The organism is Streptomyces sp. CHD11 (genome assembly GCF_018638295.1).
Lineage (GTDB): Bacteria > Actinomycetota > Actinomycetes > Streptomycetales > Streptomycetaceae > Streptomyces.
The window spans coordinates 164993-182877 of record NZ_JABTTS010000001.1; the positions used below are offsets into that span (position 1 = coordinate 164993).

17 protein-coding genes are annotated in these 17885 nt (G+C 70.8%); 10 read left to right on the forward strand and 7 right to left on the reverse strand.

Annotated elements, in window-relative coordinates:
• The first annotated feature begins 209 nt into the window (after positions 1 to 209).
• Positions 210 to 449 (forward strand): hypothetical protein, encoded by a 240-nt coding sequence (locus tag HTV45_RS00665; RefSeq protein WP_215203556.1) that lies wholly within the window; start codon positions 210 to 212, stop codon positions 447 to 449.
• Between the two features lie 276 nt (positions 450 to 725).
• On the opposite strand, the gene HTV45_RS00670 is transcribed toward HTV45_RS00665, so the two are convergent.
• From HTV45_RS00670 to HTV45_RS00680, 3 genes are all read right to left on the reverse strand, one after another.
• Positions 726 to 1112 carry a VOC family protein gene (locus tag HTV45_RS00670; protein WP_215203557.1) on the reverse strand — a complete coding sequence of 129 codons (387 nt, stop codon included), beginning with the start codon at positions 1110 to 1112 and terminating at the stop codon, positions 726 to 728.
• Positions 1078 to 1401, reverse strand: coding sequence for a helix-turn-helix transcriptional regulator (locus HTV45_RS00675; protein WP_215203558.1), 324 nt, complete (start codon positions 1399 to 1401; stop codon positions 1078 to 1080). Before HTV45_RS00675 ends, HTV45_RS00670 begins: the two co-directional genes overlap by 35 nt.
• 91 nt (positions 1402 to 1492) lie before the next feature.
• Entirely contained in the window at positions 1493 to 2095 is a 603-nt protein-coding gene (locus HTV45_RS00680) for a DUF998 domain-containing protein (RefSeq protein WP_215203559.1), read from the reverse strand.
• Positions 2096 to 2269: 174 nt separating this feature from the next.
• Between HTV45_RS00680 and HTV45_RS00685 the strand changes: the two genes are divergently transcribed.
• Complete coding sequence (locus HTV45_RS00685; RefSeq protein WP_215203560.1) at positions 2270 to 3100, forward strand: alpha/beta fold hydrolase; 831 nt, start codon at positions 2270 to 2272, stop codon at positions 3098 to 3100.
• Between the two features lie 133 nt (positions 3101 to 3233).
• On the opposite strand, the gene HTV45_RS00690 is transcribed toward HTV45_RS00685, so the two are convergent.
• Both HTV45_RS00690 and HTV45_RS00695 read right to left on the reverse strand, forming a co-directional pair.
• Positions 3234 to 5402 (reverse strand): MMPL family transporter, encoded by a 2169-nt coding sequence (locus HTV45_RS00690; protein WP_215203561.1) that lies wholly within the window; start codon positions 5400 to 5402, stop codon positions 3234 to 3236.
• Positions 5403 to 5427: 25 nt separating this feature from the next.
• On the reverse strand, positions 5428 to 5976 hold the full coding sequence (locus HTV45_RS00695; RefSeq protein WP_215203562.1) for a TetR/AcrR family transcriptional regulator: 549 nt from the start codon (positions 5974 to 5976) through the stop codon (positions 5428 to 5430).
• 62 nt (positions 5977 to 6038) lie between these two features.
• Between HTV45_RS00695 and HTV45_RS35140 the strand changes: the two genes are divergently transcribed.
• A complete protein-coding gene (locus HTV45_RS35140) occupies positions 6039 to 6230 on the forward strand; it encodes a helix-turn-helix domain-containing protein (RefSeq protein WP_368860762.1) in 192 nt (63 codons plus the stop codon).
• Between the two features lie 33 nt (positions 6231 to 6263).
• Here the strand turns inward: HTV45_RS35140 and HTV45_RS00705 are convergent, their stop codons facing one another.
• Both HTV45_RS00705 and HTV45_RS00710 read right to left on the reverse strand, forming a co-directional pair.
• Positions 6264 to 7235, reverse strand: a complete 972-nt coding sequence (locus HTV45_RS00705; protein WP_215203563.1) for a pirin family protein — start codon at positions 7233 to 7235, stop codon at positions 6264 to 6266.
• Positions 7236 to 7350: 115 nt separating this feature from the next.
• Positions 7351 to 8541 (reverse strand): MFS transporter, encoded by a 1191-nt coding sequence (locus tag HTV45_RS00710; protein ID WP_215203564.1) that lies wholly within the window; start codon positions 8539 to 8541, stop codon positions 7351 to 7353.
• A gap of 99 nt (positions 8542 to 8640) precedes the next feature.
• Here HTV45_RS00710 and HTV45_RS00715 point away from each other — a divergent pair, with 99 nt between their 5' ends.
• The 7 genes from HTV45_RS00715 (at position 8641) to HTV45_RS00745 (ending at position 17848) form a co-directional block, all read left to right on the forward strand.
• Complete coding sequence (locus HTV45_RS00715) at positions 8641 to 9327, forward strand: TetR/AcrR family transcriptional regulator (protein ID WP_215203565.1); 687 nt, start codon at positions 8641 to 8643, stop codon at positions 9325 to 9327.
• Positions 9328 to 9474: 147 nt separating this feature from the next.
• Positions 9475 to 11040 (forward strand): MDR family MFS transporter, encoded by a 1566-nt coding sequence (locus HTV45_RS00720; protein WP_215203755.1) that lies wholly within the window; start codon positions 9475 to 9477, stop codon positions 11038 to 11040.
• A gap of 362 nt (positions 11041 to 11402) precedes the next feature.
• Positions 11403 to 12434 (forward strand): LacI family DNA-binding transcriptional regulator, encoded by a 1032-nt coding sequence (locus HTV45_RS00725; RefSeq protein ID WP_215203566.1) that lies wholly within the window; start codon positions 11403 to 11405, stop codon positions 12432 to 12434.
• Positions 12435 to 13131: 697 nt separating this feature from the next.
• Positions 13132 to 14229, forward strand: coding sequence for an ABC transporter substrate-binding protein (locus HTV45_RS00730; RefSeq protein ID WP_215203567.1), 1098 nt, complete (start codon positions 13132 to 13134; stop codon positions 14227 to 14229).
• Between the two features lie 70 nt (positions 14230 to 14299).
• A complete protein-coding gene (locus HTV45_RS00735; RefSeq protein ID WP_215203568.1) occupies positions 14300 to 15859 on the forward strand; it encodes a sugar ABC transporter ATP-binding protein in 1560 nt (519 codons plus the stop codon).
• Positions 15852 to 16814, forward strand: coding sequence for an ABC transporter permease (locus HTV45_RS00740; protein WP_215203569.1), 963 nt, complete (start codon positions 15852 to 15854; stop codon positions 16812 to 16814). The genes HTV45_RS00735 and HTV45_RS00740 overlap by 8 nt, the downstream gene beginning before the upstream one ends.
• Positions 16811 to 17848 (forward strand): ABC transporter permease, encoded by a 1038-nt coding sequence (locus HTV45_RS00745; RefSeq protein ID WP_215203570.1) that lies wholly within the window; start codon positions 16811 to 16813, stop codon positions 17846 to 17848. Before HTV45_RS00740 ends, HTV45_RS00745 begins: the two co-directional genes overlap by 4 nt.
• Positions 17849 to 17885 lie beyond the last annotated feature (37 nt).

Sequence of the window (17885 nt, forward strand, 5' to 3'; positions counted from 1 at the left end):
GCCAACGGCTCACCGCCGCCGTGCTGTTCCCCGCCGGGAGCGAGGCGGGCCGCTTCGCCTCCGGTCCGGCGGGCGGCGGCGGTTCCGCAGTGCGCCGGGAGCCATCAGGGTGGTCACAGGCCGTGTCGGACGGCCGCGCCGGAGCCCGCTGGCCATGCTGGGTCACGACAGGCGGAGCAGGCGCCCTTCCACGCGACAAGGAGCACGGCATGGCCACGGACCCGGTCGGACGATTCCTGACGGCTCTGGACCCGGAGCACCGGAAAGCCGTCGAGGCCAGAGCGCGCGGGGAACAGGAACGGCTCGCGGCCGACTGGGAGCGGGAACTGGAAACCGACACCGAACTCGACTCCCTCGACGAGTTGTCCCCGGCGGCGGCCGAGGCGGAGGCGGCCCGCCGCGTCCTCGGGAACGAACCGGGTCAGAACCCCCTGCCCGGCGGATCATGACGCAGACGCGGGCTCTTCCACGCCCGTCCGCGGCGTTGTCGTCGGTTGCCGACTCCCCCACGCTCGGCTTCGCTCGCGGGGGGGGGACCTCCATCGCGTCGACGCCCTCCTCCGCCTTGCAGCCGCACGCCCCGGACCCCGCTCACCGGCGCCGACAGGTACCGCGTCAGTGCTGCGGCCCGACCCGCCGGACAGGCCCGGGAGCGGCGGCCGGTGGTGGGCGTGGCCGACGGCGTGGCCCCGGGCGCGACCGGTCGTCCACCCGCCGGGTGCCGGCTACGCGCTGTGCGCGATCTGGATCAGATTGCCGCAGGTGTCGTCCAGCACGGCGGTGGTGACCGGCCCCATGGCCAGCGGCTCCTGGGTGAAGACCACGCCGAGTCCGCGCAGCCGGTCGAATTCCGCCGGTACGTCGTCCACGGCGAAGGAGGCGGCCGGGATGCCGTCCTGTGCCAGCGCCGCCCTGAACGGGCCGACCGCGGGGTGCCCGGAGGGCTCGAGCAGCAGTTCGGTCCCGTCGGGGTCCTCGGGGGAGACCACGGTCAGCCACCGGTCCTCCCCCACCGGGACGTCGTGCTTCTTCACGAAACCCAGGATGTCGGTGTAGAAGCGCAGCGCCTTGCCCTGGTCATCGACGAAGACGCTGGTCAGGTGGATCTTCATGAGGACTCTCCGGTGTGTGGGACCTGAGCCACCGGGTCACGATGTGCTCGAGCGGACCGGTGTTCAGATCGTGGAACTTGTAGCGGCCCCGGCGTCGCGTGGTGACGAGGCCCGCGGATTCGAGTACGGCGAGGTGCTGGCTGACCGCCTGGCGGGACAGCCCCAGGCCGTACCTGGTCACCAGCCGGGTGCAGATCTCGAACAAGGTCTGGCCGTCCCGCTCCACCAGCTCATCGAGGATGCGCCGGCGGGTCGGATCGGCCAGCGCCTTGAAGACGTCCTCCGCCATACCCCCACCATATGCAAGTAATCACTTGCCTATCAAGTCGGCACCCGCGCTTCCCGCGGCCGGCCGCCGGCCCACCGGCTCCGGCCGGTGCTCACCCCGGGGCCCCGTCGCCACCCCCGCAATGGCGGAGGCTCGAGACGACGGCCACGAAGGGCCAGAGTGACTGAACGGCCGTCACGACGCGCTCCGCGACCCCGGCGGCGCCCTGCCCCTGCAACTCGATCAGGAACCACACCGCGCCGGCGACCATCACGGCGGTCGCCACCCATGACGGCGCGGGCCGCAGGGCCCAGGGAGCGGCGCCGCTGCCGTCGGCGGCCAGGACCGGCCACACGGCCAGGAGCACGAATCCGATGACGACCACCGAGCCGTGACGCAGGGACCCTCCACTGCTCGGCGCCGGGATCAGCGCCACCAACACCGCCGCCAGTCCCCCACCCGCCAGCGCCACGCGTCCGGCGGCCGCCGCCGGCCTCAGCCCCCAGGCGGTGAGGAGGTGGCAGACGCCCAGGGCGAGGAACGCGCCGGTCATCACCCAGAATCCCGCCGCCCCGTAGGCCGCGAGCACACTGATCGTCTGACTGACGGGGTCGTACCCCGCTCCCTCAAGGAACGCCGCGACCAGCCATCCCGCGATCAGCAGCACGGGCGCACACCCGGACGAGAACAGCACCCATCGGGGAACAGTCGGCATCCGGCAACGATAGAACCCGAAAGGTGAGACGGGGCTCTTGTACACGTAGGGCGTCGGATATCACGAGATGAGACTGTACGGACCAGAGCGTAGGGTGATGTCCGTGTCTCCGGCCGCGGCCGCCGGGCCGCCGCGGACACAGGGCCTTCAGCCTTTCACGCGGAAGGATCAACCATGGGCACGGTCAGCACCCCTGACGGCACGACCATCTTCTACAAGGACTGGGGTCCTCGTGACGCCCGGCCCATCGTCTTCCACCACGGCTGGCCACTGAGCGCCGACGACTGGGACAACCAGATGTTGTTCTTCCTCGCGCAGGGCTACCGGGTGATCGCTCACGACCGGCGCGGCCACGGCCGCTCCAGTCAGTCACCGACCGGCCACGAGATGGACACCTACGCCGCCGATGTGGCCGTACTGACGGACGCGCTCGATCTGCGGGAGGCCGTACACATCGGACACTCGACCGGCGGCGGAGAGGTCACGCGCTATGTGGCGCGCGCCAAGCCGGGCCGGGTCGGCAAGGCGGTGCTACTCGGCGCGGTTCCGCCGGTCATGGTCAAGTCGCAGAGCAATCCGGACGGACTGCCGATCGAGGTGTTCGACGAACTCCGCGCGTCCCTCGCCGCCAATCGCGCGCAGTTCTACATCGACCTGCCGTCGGGTCCCTTCTACGGTTTCAACCGGCCCGGCGCGGACGTCTCCCAGGGCCTGATCGACAACTGGTGGCGGCAGGGGATGGCGGGTGCGGCCAACGCCCACTACGAGTGCATCAAGGCCTTCTCCGAGACCGACTTCACCGAGGACCTCGAGCGGATCGACGTCCCGGTCCTCGTGGCCCACGGAACCGACGACCAGATCGTGCCGTACGCGGACTCGGCGCCGAAGTCGGCCGGGCTGCTGAAGCACGGCACCCTCAAGACGTACGAGGGGTTCCCCCACGGCATGCCGGCCACCCATCCGGACGTCCTCAACCGCGACATCCTGGAGTTCGTCAAGTCGTAGCGCCGCGGCCGGATACCAGGGAGGACCCCCGGAGGAGGCCCGGACAGGTGAGGAGGCAGGCCACGACGGGCGAGGACGGGACCGTCGAGCGGTCCCGTCCCCCAGGTGCTCCCGTCCGCGGCCGGTGCGCCGGTCAGACCTTGACGGGGGTCTTGTCGCGCGTGTCCGGGACCGGCTGCGCGTTCAGCTTCTCGCCCTCGATGTCGAGGTCCGGCAAAGCCCTGTCCACGGACCTGGGCAGCCACCACGCGGCACGGCCGAGCAGCGACATCACGGCCGGGACCAGCGTCATACGGACGACGAAGGCGTCGATGACCACGCCGACGGCGAGGGCGAATCCGATGGACTTGATGATCGGGTCGTCCATCAGGACGAAGCCTCCGAACACCGACGTCATGATGAGTGCGGCGGCCGTGACGACGCGGGCGTTGTGGCCCATGCCGCTGACCGTGGCCGCCTGCGGGTCGGCCCCGTGGACGAAGTCCTCGCGCATGCGGGAGACGAGGAAGACCTCGTAGTCCATGGCGAGGCCGAACAGGATGCCGATGAGCAGGATCGGCAGGAAGCTCACCAGCGGGCCGGGCGTGTCGATGCCGACCAGGCCGGCGAGGTGGCCCTCCTGGAAGATGGCGACGGTGACGCCGAAGGTCGCGCCCACGGTGAGCAGGAAGCCCAGGGCCGCCTTCAGCGGCACCAGGAACGACCGGAACACCAGCATGAGCAGCAGGATGGACAGGCCCACCACGAGGAGCAGGTACACCGGCAGGGCGTCGGCGAGCTTCTCCGACACGTCGATGCCCAGGGCGGTCGCGCCGGTGAGGGCGATGTCGGCTCCCTCGATGTCCGCGACACGGTCGCGGATGTCGTGGACGGCGTCCTCGGTGGCGACGGCCGTCGGACCGGCCTCGGGGATGATGGCCAGCAGGGCGGTGGTGCCCTGCTCGTTCAGCTGCGGCGGAGCCACGGTGAGGACGCCGTCGGTGTCCTTGATGAGGGCGGTGGCCTTCTCCACGGCCGTCCCGGTGGCCGGTGCGTCCGCGCCGTTGACCACGGCGACCAGACGGCCGTTGAAGCCCTCGCCGAAGCCCTCGGACGTCAGGTCGTACGCCTCGCGTGCGGGGGAACCCTCGGCGGCGGTGCCCGCGTCGGGCAGGGCTATGCGCATGTCCTGGGCGGGGAGGGTGAGTGCGCCCAGCCCGAGGATCCCGACGACGAGGAGCGGGACCCGCAGCCTGGTCACCAGCCGGCCCCAGGTGAAGCCGAAGCCTTCGGCGCCGGTGCTCCGACCGTCGCCGTCCCCGTCGGCCCGGCGCTGTTTGCGCGGCAGGATCCTCCTGCCGGCGAAGGAGAGGAAGGCCGGCAGCAGGGTGAGGGCGACCAGTACGGCGACGGCGACGGTGCCCGCCGCGGCCAGGCCCATCACGCCCAGGAAGGGGATGCCGACGACGGAGAGACCGGCCAGGGCGATGACGACGGTGGCGCCGGCGAAGACGACGGCGGAGCCGGCGGTGCCGGTCGCACGGCCGGCGGCCTCCTCGGGCTGGTGGCCCTCGGCGAGGTACTGGCGGTAGCGGGAGGTGATGAAGAGCGAGTAGTCGATGCCGACGGCCAGGCCCAGCATCAGCGCCAGGATGGGGGCGGTGGAGGTGAGTTCGATGACGCTGGTGAGGGAGAACAGGCCGGCCATGCCGACCGCGACGCCGATCAGCGCGTTCAGCAGGGTCATGCCGGCGGCGACCAGCGAACCGAAGGTGATGACCAGGACCACGGCGGCGACCAGGACTCCGAGCGCCTCGGTGGAGCCGATCTCCACCTCTCCGCCCATGACCTCGCCGCCGTGTGCGACCCGCAGGCCCTCGGTGTCGGCACCGACCGCCTCGTAGGCCGACTTCTGTTCGTCGGTGACCTCGTCGGCGGCCTTGTCGAACTGCACCTGGATCAGTGCGTAGCGGCCGTCCGGGGAGACGGCGCCGGTCCGGAACGGGTCCATGGCGGCGGTGACTCCGTCGAGCCCGGAGGCTTCCTTCACCAGGGGCGCGACGGCCGCGGGGGCCAGTTCGGCGCCCTCGGGCGCGACGACGACGATGGTGCCGGTGGCTCCGCCGGCCTGGGGGAACTGCCGGTCGAGATCGTCCAGCGCCCGCTGCGACTCGGTGCCCGGCATGGAGAACTTGTCGCTGGTCGGGCTCATCAGGGTGGCGGCTCCGACACCCAGGAGGGTCAGCAGGAGCAGCCAGACCGCGGCTATTCGGCCTCTTCTGCGGAAGGAGAACCGCCCGAGCCGGTAGAGCAAGGTCGCCATGGAGGAGGGGTCTTTCCGTGAGGGGTCAACTGGGAGTGTGGTCAAGCGTCCGCAGCGCGCTGCGGATCATCTCGGCGCGCAGCACCTCGTCGGGCGCCACCTCGCCGTCGGCGGCACTGGTGATGAAGACGGCGCCGAGCACCATCCACGCCGCCACCCGGGCCGGCGCCCGCTGCGAGCGGCCGGCCAGCGCGTCCAGCAGGCCGTCCGCCAACTCCATGACGTTGAGGTCCTGGTGACAGGACATCTCGGTGATGTCCTCGAAGAGGAGCCGGATCTCGCGGCGGAACCGCAGCGTCACATCGACGTAGCCGACGACGGTCTCCTCCACCAGCCGACCGCCCGTCAGCCCGGCCACGCGGCCGAGCAGCTCGGCGAGGGCGTCCTGAGTCGGGGTCAGCAGCTCGGTGAGGATCTTCTCCTTGCCGGCGAAGTGGTAGAGGAGCGACGCCTTCGAGCAGCCCACGTCCGAGGCGATGTCCTGCAATGAGGTGCCACGGAAGCCGTGCACGGAGAACAGCCGCAGTGCCGACTTGAGGATCTGCCCGCGCATGGCGGAGGCGGAGCGTGCCATTCCCCCACCGTAACTGTCCGATCGGTCAGTTCTGACCGATCGGACAGCCCGGTCGCTATGGCGTGCGTCACTTCTCCTGGCGCACGAGCCTCGCACGCGACGCCCTGGCCCGCGGCACCGCGTCGGTCTCCGAGCCGGCACGGTCCACCGGCCACCTGTCCGAGAGCGCGTTCAGCACCGCGTTCCGCCGGGTGGCCGGTTCATCGCCCGCGCAGTTCCGGAACCAGGCACGACAGCGGCCGCCCTCGGCGTGAAACCCCGCGGCCCGGCATCCGGGTTGCGCTGCCTCAGCGCGCCCTGCCTCGCGGCTTCAAGGGTGCGTTCGGCAGCTCGGGCGCGGGCAGCGGAGCCCCGTCGTACCCCTGCACCTCACCGAAACGGGTCCCCGTCATCCAGTCCTCGCGCGCCTGGACGATGTCGTCGTGCGACCGGCCGATGAAGTTCCACCACATGACGATCTCCTCGCCGAACGGCGGCCCGCCCAGCAGCACCAGCCGCGCCGGTTCACTCCCCCGGTTGGTGAGGGTGAGGCTGGTGCGGCCGGGAGCGAGGTAGCCCAGTTCGGCCGGCCGTACTGCCGTTCCCCCGGCGAGGATGTCGCCCGCGTCGACGAGGACGCCGTGCTCGAAGGCCGGATCGACGGCGAGGACCGTCTCGGCTCCGGGGGCCACGGACAGCTCCGCGCCCAGCAGAGGAGTGAAGGTGCGCACGGGTGAGGTATCGCCCGCGAGCGAACCCAGGAAGACGCGTGCCTCGCCACCGTCCAGCGGGAGCGGTTCCGGTACGTAGTGCTGGAAGTCCCGTTCCGCAAAACGGTGTTCATCCGGCAGCGCCACCCACAACTGGACCCCGTGCAGGAGCGTGGTGCCGGGCGTCGACACCTCCGAGTGGCTGATGCCGTGACCGCCGGTCATCAGGTTGAGCTCGCCCGGCCGGACATGAGCGTGGCTGCCCAGGCTGTCACGGTGCTCGATCTCCCCGCTGAACAGCCAGCTCACCGTCTGCAGACCGGTATGCGGATGGGGGGCGACATCCATCCCGCCCCGCACGGTGACGTCGTCGGGACCGTAGTGGTCGGCGAAGCACCAGGCACCGATGAGGGACCGGGCCCGCTGAGGCAGGGTGCGCCGCACCCTCATCGCGCGCGGGCCGCCGAGCGGCACGTCACGCGCGATGAGAACCTCGGCATCGGCCGGGCGCGCCGCCTCGGCCTCGCCTCCGCACGTCAGCTCCGGGGGCCGTGTCTCCGTGTTGCTCATACCGCCTGCCCTCCACCCAGAAAGTTGCAGTTCTGACATCTACGGGACTGATCACAGGGCGCCGGACAGGGTCACGCGAGAGGGCTCCCGCATCCCGCGACCGCCTCTCGACCGGTCACGCATCCGTCGCCACCGGGTGCCGCAGCAGATAGCCGGCCGCGCTCACCACCAAGGCTCCCATGCAGGCGATGAAAACGAACCCGGCGCCTTCCAGACCCATCGGCCGCGACAGCAGGCCCACCCCGATGACCGGCACCGAGATCCCCGCGTACGCCACCACGAACAGCGACGAGATCACCGCCGCACGCCGGTCCGCCGGGGACGCCCCGCCCACCGCGGACAGCGCCCCGCGGAAGGCCAGTCCCTGGCCGAATCCCCCGACGACCGCGCTCAGCACCACCAGCGTCAACAGCTCCCAGTGGAGTGCGCCCGCGAGCAGCGCCAGCCCGGCGAGGAGCCCGGCGCACCCCAGTGGCAGCGACCGCCGCACACCGACCCGGCCCACGGCCAGCTGACCGCCGGTCGAGGTGAAGAAGGCCAGCGCCACGACCGTTCCGCCGACCGCGCGGTCCGTCACGTCGAGGGACTGCGCCAGGAAGGCCGGACTGACGGAGGTGAACACACCGAACAGAGCGAAGCCCACGAACGAGGCGGCCGCCGCCGCGCCGAAGACCGGGCGCACCTGCGAGGGGACGCCGGGCCGTTGCGGACGTACGGTGCCGAGCGGCCGCCGGCGTCCCACCGTCTCGGGCAGCCGCAGCAACACCGCGACCGAACAGGCCACCAGGGCGAGGTGCACGGCGAACGGCAGATACAGCGGCCAGGCCGCGTACTGCGCGAGCAGGCCGGCGAGCAGCGGACCGCAGCCGAGCCCGCCCATGTTGACGGCCGTGGCGACCAACGTGGCCCGGGTGCCGGCGCCCGGCGGTGCCGACTCCATGACGTACGCCGTGGCGGCCCCGGTGAACAGGCCGGCGGACAGACCCGACAGCAGCCGTCCGGCGTACAGCCATCCCAGGCCTGTGGCACACAGGAAGCAGACTCCGCTCGCGGCCGCGCAGCCGAGGCCCCACAGCAGCACCGGACGCCTGCCCACGGCGTCCGAGGCGTTACCCGCGAGCAGCAGCACTCCGATGACCGCGAAGGCGTACACGGCGTACACGACGGTGACGGTCAGCTCCGAGAAGTCGAACTTCTCCTGGTAGAGGGGGTAGAGCGGAGTCGGCAGCGTGGTGCCGGTCATGCACACCGCGAAGACGGCGCCCCCCAGCAGACACACCCGCCAACCGCGGCGATCACCGGACATGGGCCGACGCTAACCCGCACCCGGCCACCGCCCCCTCCGGCGCGCCACGGACCGTCCCGAAGGGCGCAGAATTTTGCAGCGAGTGCATTTTTACATAGCATGCACGGCATGACAGGAAGGGACGGCGCGCGCGGCGGACTGCGGGAGCGCAAGAAGCGGGCGACGCGTGCGGCTCTCACGGAGTCCGCGGTGCGCCTCGCCGCCGAACACGGGGCGGACCACGTCACCGTCGAGGCGATCAGCGCCGCCGCCGGGGTATCGGTGCGCACCTTCTTCAACTACTTCGACTCACGTGACGACGCCTTCGTCGTCGTCGACGCGGACGCGAGTGCCCGGGTGCGCCAGTCGCTCCTCGACGCTCCGGCGGCCCTGACGCCCCTGGAGGCCCTGCGCGAGGCACTCGCCGCGGAGCTCTCGGAGGCCGAACGGCAGCACGAACTGTGGAATCTGCACGCCGAGGTCCTGCGTACGGCACCTCACCTCCTCGTGCGCAGCCTCGGCGCCCACATGGCCGACGAGACGGGCCTGGCCGAGGCGATCGCCCGGCGGATCGCCTCCGTTCCGGCGGGGAGCCCGGCCGCCGTCACCTCCGAGGCGGGTGCCGGCGCCGGCGACAGGCACGGGGCGATCGGCCTGTATCCCCGGCTGCTCGCGGCCGTGGCCGGTACGGCGGTGCGGGTGAGCGTGCAGCACTGGTGCGACCGGCAGGACGACATCGCCTTCGCCGACGTCTTCCGCGAGGTGTTCGCCCTCCTCGCGGCCGGGCTGCCGGCACCGGCCCGGTAGGCACAGCCCGCCGACGCCGGGGCCCGCCCTCCCCTCCCTCTTTTTCTCCTGCTCCCTCACGGGGGCACGACCACGCTTTCACCACCGACCGCTGAGAGAGTTCTCGTGACCGCAACACTGGCGCCCGACGCGGCACCACCGGCCCCCATGTCCAACCGGCAGATACTCCAAGCCATGTCCGGTCTCATGGCCGGCATGTTCGTGGCGATCCTGGCGGGGACCGTGGTGGCCAACGCACTGCCCACGATCATCGCCGACCTGGAGGCCAGCCAGTCCTCGTACACCTGGGTCGTCACCTCGGAACTGCTGGCCATGACGGCGACCGTCCCGCTGTGGGGCAAGCTGTCCGACCTGTTCGACAAGAAACTGCTGCTCCAGCTGTCCCTGGGCATGTTCGTGATCGGCTCGCTGCTCGCGGGCTTCTCCAACGGCGTCGAGCTGCTGATCTTCAGCCGTGTCATGCAGGGCATCGGCGCGGGCGGACTGACCGCGCTCGCCCAGGTCGTGATGGCGGCGATCATCCCGCCCCGCAGGCTCGGCAAGTACGCCGGCATCTTCGGCGCGGTGTTCGCCGCCGGGACGGTGGCCGGCCCGCTCGTCGGCGGTGTGCTGGTGGACACCTCCTGGCTGGGCTGGCGCTGGTGCTTCTTCATCGGCGTCCCGTTCGCGCTGCTCGCCATCGCGCTGCTCCAGCGCACCCTGAAGCTGCCGGTGGTGGCCCGGCGCGAGGTGAGGATCGACTTCCTGGGTGCCTTCCTCATCGTGGCGGGTGTGTGCGCCCTGCTCATCTGGGTGACGCTGGCGGGCAACGAGTTCGACTGGGCCTCCTGGCAGACCGCCGCGCTCACGGGTGCCGGTCTGCTCTTGCTGGCCGCCGCCGTGTTCGTCGAGGCCCGGACCGACGAGCCGGTGATTCCGCTGGGCATCTTCCGCAACCGCACCGTCACGCTCACCACCGTCGCCAGCCTCCTGGTCGGTGTCGCCATGTTCGGCGGGACGGTCTTCCTCTCCCAGTACTTCCAGGTGTCGCTCGGCAAGTCGCCGACCGTCGCGGGTCTGATGAGCCTGCCCATGATCCTCGGTCTGCTGGTGTCGTCCACCGTCGCGGGGCAGCTGATCAGCAGGACCGGCTTCTGGAAGCGCTATCTGGTGGCGGGCGGGGTGAGCATGACCGCGGGTCTCGCGCTGCTCTCCACCATCGACGCGGACACGTCCTTCGGCCTGCTCAGCCTCTACATGGCGGTGCTCGGCGTCGGTGTCGGCATGCTGATGCAGAACCTGGTGCTGGCCGCCCAGAACGACGTGCCGGCCAGTGAGCTGGGCGCCGCGACATCCGTCCTGTCCTTCTTCCGCAGCATGGGCGGCACCATCGGCACCAGCGTGCTGGGCGCGATCCTCGCCGGCCGGGTCGCATCCGAGATGACCAAGGGCCTGGACGCGGCCGGTATCCCCCCGGGTCAGGGTTCGGGCGGCGCGGAGTCCAGCGTCCCGGACATGAGCACCCTGCCGGAGCCGGTGCGGGGCATCGTCGAGCACGCCTACGGCGTCGCCACCGCCGACCTCTTCCTGGTCGCGACCCCCTGCGCGCTGCTGGCGCTGATCACGGTCCTGTTCCTCAAGGAGAAGCCCCTGAAGACGACCAGCGGCATGGAGCGTCTCGCCGAGGAAGCCGCCGCGACGGCGGACAACGGCAAGGTGACGGTCGGCGACTGAGGCCGGCCCACGCGCCGGTTCGCCCCGGGACCGCACCACACACGCGGCCCCGGGGCGTTCTTCATTCCGGAGCCACTGGACCGACCACTGAACCGACCACTGAACCGACCGCCGAACCGTCCGGCACGGCGCGAGGGCCACCGGGGCGCGGTGAGACCGCGGTGAACCACACGGTGGTCCGATCGGGCGAGGGAACACGGCGACAGGTACTCCGAACGGCAGCTTCGATAGCCTTGTCACTGCTACGGAACGGCGTGTATAACGTTGTAAAACTTGAGCCCAGCGGCCCGGCGCACGACTCATGGTGACGGCAGTTGCTCCGCACCGGCCAACCGAGTCGGGCCGCTCACGAAGGGATTGTCGTGCGGGTCAGCCTCAAGGACGTCGCCGCGCACGCGGGGGTCTCCATCAAGACCGTCTCCAACGTGGTGAACAACTACCAGCACGTCACCCCGGCCATGCGCGAGCGTGTCCAGCGGTCCATCGACACGCTCGGCTACCAGCCCAACCTCACCGCCAGGCACCTGCGCAAAGGGCGCACGGGCATCATCGCGCTCGCCCTGCCCGAGCTGGGCAACCCCTACTTCGCCGAACTGGCCGCCTCGGTCATCGACGCCGCTTCCCAGCACGACTACACCGTGCTGCTCGACCACACCGGTGGATCGCGCGACCAGGAACTGCTGGTGAGCCAGGGTTTCCGGGCCCGGGTCATCGACGGGCTGATCCTCAGCCCCATCGAGCTGGATACCGAGGACCTGCGCGACCGGTCCGAGGACGTCCCGCTGGTCCTGCTCGGCGAACGGCACTACGACCTGCCCTACGACCACATCGCGATCGACAACGTCGCCGCGGCCCGCGCCGCCGTCCGGCATCTGCTCGGCCTGGGACGGCGGGAGGTGGCGTTCATCGGGGCCCGGCGCCGGCGGAGCGAGCCCGCCCAACTGCGCGTACAGGGCTGGCGTGAGGAACTGACGGCCGCGGGCCTGCCCGCCGACGAGGCGCTCGTCGCGGCCACCGACGGCTGGGGGCACGCCGACGGGGCGCTGGCCATGAACCACATCCTGGACAGCGGCCGGCGGCCCGACGCGGTGTTCGCCTACAACGACCCGATGGCGATCGGGGCGATGCGGGTGTTGCACGAGCGGGGCCTGAGGGTGCCGGAGGACCTCGCCGTCGTGGGCTTCGACGATGTGATCGAGGGACGCTTCGGTGCGGTCACGCTCACCTCCGTGTCCCCGGACAAGGCGGCCATCGGCCGGCTCGCGGTGGAATCGGTGCTCGCCCGGCTGGGCGACCGGGCGCCTGAGCCCCGCCGCATCTGGGCGGACTACCAGCTGGTGGAACGGGAGAGCACGCTGGGCCGCCCCCCGAGCGCGGGCCGGGGGACCACCTGACGGACGTTCCCGGACGTGTGCTGCCTCCGCCCCCGGTGACCGTCTGCTCCGTGAAGGGCGGAGGGCGCGCGTCGCTGCGTGTAGCGCGACCGTGGGATTCACTGCGGAGGGGTTGCTCCAGGGAGACGAGCGAGAGCACCGGCCGCCTTGGAGAGCCACCAAGAATCGCACAAGGGTGCGAGCCCCAGCACACCTTCAGGGGCGCGGGGAACTGCGCGAACGGGGTCCGGGGCGGAGCGCGAGGGACGGGAAGGGGCGGCGGGGGCGAAGAACATCCCGAACACCCCCGCAGCTCACCCCCAACGACGCCATCCGCGCAGCATCCGCCGGGCCCGTGTCCGTGTCCGGGCCCGGACACGGACACGGGCCCGGACACGGGCAGGACGCCCGCCCTCCCTCCTCCGAACCTCCCGTGCCGTCAGGGCACTTCATCGACTACGGCTCCAACAGCACGTCCGCCCGCCCGAGCAAGCGCTTCCCCTCCGCCGACCTCAGCCGCGACACACGGGCCACGACCCACCAGGCCGCCCCCTCCCCTCTCCCACCTTGCGCGCAAGGGGTTTACAGCATCCTTCCAACGATGTAAAACCTCCTTGCGGCGCACCGGACGCCGTCGTGCACAGGGGGAGCAGTTCCACATCCGCGCGTCCTTCGGCTCCTCAGTTCCCTTTTCAGCGTCACCCGGATCGGGGTCACCATGCAGCGCACCACTCACCGTTCTCTCCTTCTCGCCCGCCCCGTGGTCGTCGCCTTGGCCGCCGCCGTGGCCCTGACCGCCACGTCCTGCGCCAAGTCGGAGGACGACGCGACCGACAGCAAGAAGTCCCCGGCGGCCGCCGACGACGCCGGTCAGAAGGTCGTCACGCCGAAGCCGGGCAGCGAGACCTGCACCATCGACGCCTACGGCGGCGAGAAGATCGACCTGAAGGACGCCACGGTCGGCTTCTCCCAGTCGGAGAAGGAGGCCAACCCCTTCCGCATCGCCGAGACGCAGTCCATCAAGGACGAGGCCGGGAAAAGGGGCGTCAAGCTGCTGACGGCCAACGCCCAGTCGCAGTTCTCCAAGCAGATCAGCGACGTGCAGGACCTGCTCGCCAAGGGCGCCGACCTGCTGGTGATCGCCCCGCTGAACTCCGACGGCTGGGACCCGGTGCTGCAGGCCGCCGCCGCGAAGAAGGTGCCGATCGTCACCATCGACCGCAAGATCAACGCCACGGCCTGCAAGGACTACGTCTCCTTCATCGCCTCGGACTTCGTCGAGCAGGGCCGGCGTGCCGCCGACCAGATGATCGAGGCCACCGGCGGCAAGGGCGAGGTCGCCATCCTGCTGGGCTCGGCCGGGAACAACGTCACCACCGAGCGCACCCAGGGCTTCAAGGAGCGCGTCGCCGAGAAGGCCCCCGGTCTGAAGGTCGTCTTCGAGCAGACCGGTGACTTCACCCGGGAGAAGGGCCAGCAGGTCACCGAGCAGCTCATCCAGTCCAAGCCCGGCATCAAGGGCATCTACGCGGAGAACGACGAGATGGGCCTCGGCGCGGTGGCCGCGCTCAAGGGCGCCGGGAAGAAGGCCGGTGACATAAAGATCGTCACGGTCGACGGCACGCGCAACGCCGTGCAGGGCGTCGTCGACGGCTGGATCAGCGGTGTGATCGAGTCCAACCCGAGGTTCGGACCGCTGGCGTTCCAGACGCTCGACACCTTCACCCAGGGCAAGGAAGTCCCCCAGGACATCGTTATCCAGGACAGCGCCTACAGCGCCGACAACGCCGAGAAGGACCTCGGCAAGGCCTACTGATCCCGCCGCGGGGCCCGGGGATCCCGGGCCCCTGTCCGTCCGTCACCCCTTTTTCTTCCTGGAGGCACAGGTGGCTCCCCCCGCCGAAGTCCTCGCCGTCCGCGGACTGAGCAAGACCTTCCCCGGCGTCCGGGCCCTGGACGGCGTGGACCTGACCCTGCACGCCGGTGAGGTGCACGCGCTGATCGGCGAGAACGGCGCCGGCAAGTCGACGCTCATCAAACTGCTCACCGGGGTCCACAGGCCCGACGCCGGTGACATCGTTTTCCAGGGCCGCACGGTCTCCTTCGGCACCCCGCTGGAGGCCCAGAAGGCCGGGATCTCGACCATCTACCAGGAGGTCAACCTCATCCCGCTGCTGAGCGTGGCCCGCAATCTCTTCCTGGGCCGCGAGCCGCGCAACCGCTTCGGGCTGCTGGACTTCGCCCGTATGCACCACGAGGCGGAACAGGCCCTCGGCGCCCACGGGGTGCGGGTGGACGTCCGCAGGCCGCTGCGCAGTCTGGGTGTGGGCGCGCAGCAGATGGTGGCCCTGGCCCGCGCCGTCGCGAGCGAGGTGCGGATCGTCATCATGGACGAGCCGACATCCTCCCTGGAGCCGCGGGAGGTCGAGACGCTGTTCTCGGTCATCCGCCGGCTGCGCGACGAGGGGATCGCCGTCATCTACGTCAGTCACCGTCTCGACGAACTGTACGCGGTGTGTGACACGGTCACCGTGTTGCGCGACGGCCGTCGTGTGCATCACGGCCGCCTCGCCGAACTCGACCGGCTCTCCCTGGTGTCCACCATGCTCGGCAGGGAACTGGGCGAGGTCCGCAAGGAGGGCCTGACGAAGTTCACCGGCGACCACCACGCCACTGACACCGAACCCGTCCTCGAGGCACGGGACTTGAGGGTCGCGCACCAGTTGCACGGCGTCTCCGTGAGCATCCGTCCCGGCGAGGTCGTCGGACTGGGCGGCCTGCTCGGTTCCGGACGCACCGAGACCGCCAAGGCCATCTCCGGTGCGCTGGGCACGAGTTCGGGCAGGGTGACGGTGGCCGGGGTGCCGCTGCGCGCCGGTTCCACCCCCGCGGCCATCCGGGCGGGTATCAGTCTGCTGCCGGAGGACCGCAAGAGTGAGGGCATCGTGCCGGGTCTGTCGGTCCGGGAGAACATCTCCCTCGCCGCGCTGCCCCGGCTCTCCCGCTTCGGCCTGGTCTCCGAGGCACGCGTCGACAGCATCGTGGACACCTTCATCGACCGGCTGCGCATCAAGGCGTCCTCGCCGAACCAGAAGGTCGGCGAACTGTCCGGCGGCAACCAGCAGAAGGTGCTGCTCGCCCGCTGGCTGGCGATGAACCCGAAGGTGCTTCTGCTGGACGAGCCCACCCGGGGCATCGATGTCGGAGCCAAGGCCGAGGTGCAGAAGCTGGTGGACGAACTGGCCGCCGACGGCCTGGGCGTGCTGCTCATCTCCTCCGACCTGGAGGAACTGATCGAAGGGTCCGACCGCGTGGTCGTACTGAAGGACGGTGCCGTCGTCGGCGAGCTGACCGGCGACGAGGTCACCGAGGACAAGCTGATGCGGACCATCGCCGGGCACTCCCCGGACGGGGACGTGGTGGAGGAGGCGGCCACCGATGGCTGAAGCCGCCCTCAAGACCGTCCCCCTGGACAGGTCCCGCGTCCTGCCATGGCTGCAGACCTACGGCGTCTACGCCGGCGTGGCACTGCTGATGGCCGTCAACATCCTCATCACCCCGCACTTCCTGTCGACGGAGAACTTCCGCACCCAGGCCGTGCAGGTCGCCCCCGTCATCATCGTCGCGCTGGGCATGGCCCTGGTCATCGGCACCGAGGGCGTCGACCTCTCGGTCGGTGCCGTGATGGCGCTGGCTGCCTCCGTGACGGCCCTGTACCTCGGCTACGGGCTGCTGCCCGCGCTGCTCGTGGTGGCGGTGTTCGCCGCCGGTATCGGGCTCGCCAACGGAGCGCTGGTGGCGTTCGTCGGGGTGCAGCCGATCGTGGCGACACTGGCGCTCATGGTCGGCGGCCGGGGCCTCGCCCTGGTGCTGCTGCCGCAGCTGGAGGACCTGCGCAACCCCGCGCTGTCTTCGCTGGGCTCCGGGGCCGTGCTGGGCATCCCCTATCTGATCCTGATCGCAGCCGTGCTGGCGCTGCTGGTGTCCTTCGTCGTCCGCCGCACCACGTTCGGCCGGCAGCTCCTGGCGATCGGTGACAGCCGGCCCGCGGCGCAGCTCGCCGGACTGCCGGTGCGCCGGGTGCTGATCGTGGTGTACGTCGTCTGCGCGCTGCTGGCCGCCGTGGCGGGCGTACTGGCCACGGCGCGGCTGCAGGCCAGCGACCCGACCTCGCTGGGCAATCTGATGGAGCTGTCCGCCATCACCGCCGTCGTGGTCGGCGGAACGCCGCTGACCGGTGGCCGGGTGAACATCGCCGGCACGGTGGCGGGAGCCGTCCTCATCCAGTTGCTCACCGCCACCCTCATCAAGCACGATCTGCCGCCCTCCTGGACCCAGATCGCGCAGGCCATAGTGATCGTGTGCGCGGTCTACGCGGCACGGGGACGGGGGAAGCGATGACCGCCACGAAGACGGACGCCCCGGTGACCGCGACGCGTGAGGAGCGGCCGGCCCCGGCCGGGGAACCGGTGGGCTCCACCCGCTCCGAGCGGGTGAGCGCGCTGGTCCAGCAGCACGGCGCGCTGGCGGTGCTGCTGGTCGTCTCGCTGGTGGCGTCGTTCAGCTTCGACTCCTTCGCCACCGGTGACAACGTCAGCAACATGGCGACGAGTTCGGCCTTCCTGGCCATCGTCGCGCTCGGCATGACCTTCGTGATCATCACCGGCGGCATCGACCTGTCGGTCGGTTCGCTGTTCGCGCTCGGCGGTGTCCTGGCGGCCTGGGGGTCCCGGCACGGCACCCTGGTGGCCCTGCTGCTGCCCCTGGTGGTGTGCGGGGCGGTCGGTGTGGTCAACGGCCTGCTGGTGGCCCGTTCCCGGCTGGCGCCCTTCATCGTGACCCTGGCGGCCATGCTGGGAGCGCGCGGTCTGATGCTGGCGCTCACCGACGAGGGCGCCGACACCTATCTGATCGGCAAGGGTTCCTTCCTCGCCGAACTCGGCCAGGGCAGCACCCTGGGCCTGGGCAACCCCGTGTGGATCACGCTGGCGCTGTTCGTCGCCGGGGCCGTCCTGCTGCGCCGTACCCGTTTCGGGCAGCATGTGTACGCGGTCGGCGGCAACGAGGACGCGGCGGCGCTGATGGGTGCCCCGGTGGCCCGTACGAAGATCCTCGTCTACACCCTGTCCGGAGTGACGGCCGGACTGGCGGGCGCGCTCAACGCGGCCTGGCTCGCCTCGGGGGTGACCATTCTCGGCAACGGCATGGAGCTGGAGGCCATCGCCGCCGTCGTCATCGGGGGCACCCTGCTCACCGGCGGACTCGGCTACGTCAGCGGCGCGCTGGTCGGGGTGCTGCTGCTCAAGGTGATCCAGAACGTCATCAACCAGATCGGCTCCCTCGACTCCTCCTACCAGCAGGTCGTCAGCGGTGCCTTCCTGGCCGTCGTGGTCGTCGCCCAGACCTGGCTCGGCCGGCGGCGGCAACTGATGTAGGACCGCGGACGCGGTGGGGCGGGCCCGCCGAAGGACC

Coding starts and splice junctions, on each gene's coding strand:
- HTV45_RS00675 (WP_215203558.1), bottom strand. CDS start 1,401: ATGGCGGAGGACGTCTTCAAGGCGCTGGCCGATCCGACCCGCCGGCGC.
- HTV45_RS00690 (WP_215203561.1), bottom strand. CDS start 5,402: ATGGCGACCTTGCTCTACCGGCTCGGGCGGTTCTCCTTCCGCAGAAGA.
- HTV45_RS00710 (WP_215203564.1), bottom strand. CDS start 8,541: ATGTCCGGTGATCGCCGCGGTTGGCGGGTGTGTCTGCTGGGGGGCGCC.
- HTV45_RS00715 (WP_215203565.1), top strand. CDS start 8,641: ATGCACGGCATGACAGGAAGGGACGGCGCGCGCGGCGGACTGCGGGAG.
- HTV45_RS00670 (WP_215203557.1), bottom strand. CDS start 1,112: ATGAAGATCCACCTGACCAGCGTCTTCGTCGATGACCAGGGCAAGGCG.
- HTV45_RS00695 (WP_215203562.1), bottom strand. CDS start 5,976: ATGGCACGCTCCGCCTCCGCCATGCGCGGGCAGATCCTCAAGTCGGCA.
- HTV45_RS00740 (WP_215203569.1), top strand. CDS start 15,852: ATGGCTGAAGCCGCCCTCAAGACCGTCCCCCTGGACAGGTCCCGCGTC.
- HTV45_RS00665 (WP_215203556.1), top strand. CDS start 210: ATGGCCACGGACCCGGTCGGACGATTCCTGACGGCTCTGGACCCGGAG.
- HTV45_RS00705 (WP_215203563.1), bottom strand. CDS start 7,235: ATGAGCAACACGGAGACACGGCCCCCGGAGCTGACGTGCGGAGGCGAG.
- HTV45_RS00745 (WP_215203570.1), top strand. CDS start 16,811: ATGACCGCCACGAAGACGGACGCCCCGGTGACCGCGACGCGTGAGGAG.
- HTV45_RS00720 (WP_215203755.1), top strand. CDS start 9,475: ATGTCCAACCGGCAGATACTCCAAGCCATGTCCGGTCTCATGGCCGGC.
- HTV45_RS00730 (WP_215203567.1), top strand. CDS start 13,132: ATGCAGCGCACCACTCACCGTTCTCTCCTTCTCGCCCGCCCCGTGGTC.
- HTV45_RS00680 (WP_215203559.1), bottom strand. CDS start 2,095: ATGCCGACTGTTCCCCGATGGGTGCTGTTCTCGTCCGGGTGTGCGCCC.
- HTV45_RS00685 (WP_215203560.1), top strand. CDS start 2,270: ATGGGCACGGTCAGCACCCCTGACGGCACGACCATCTTCTACAAGGAC.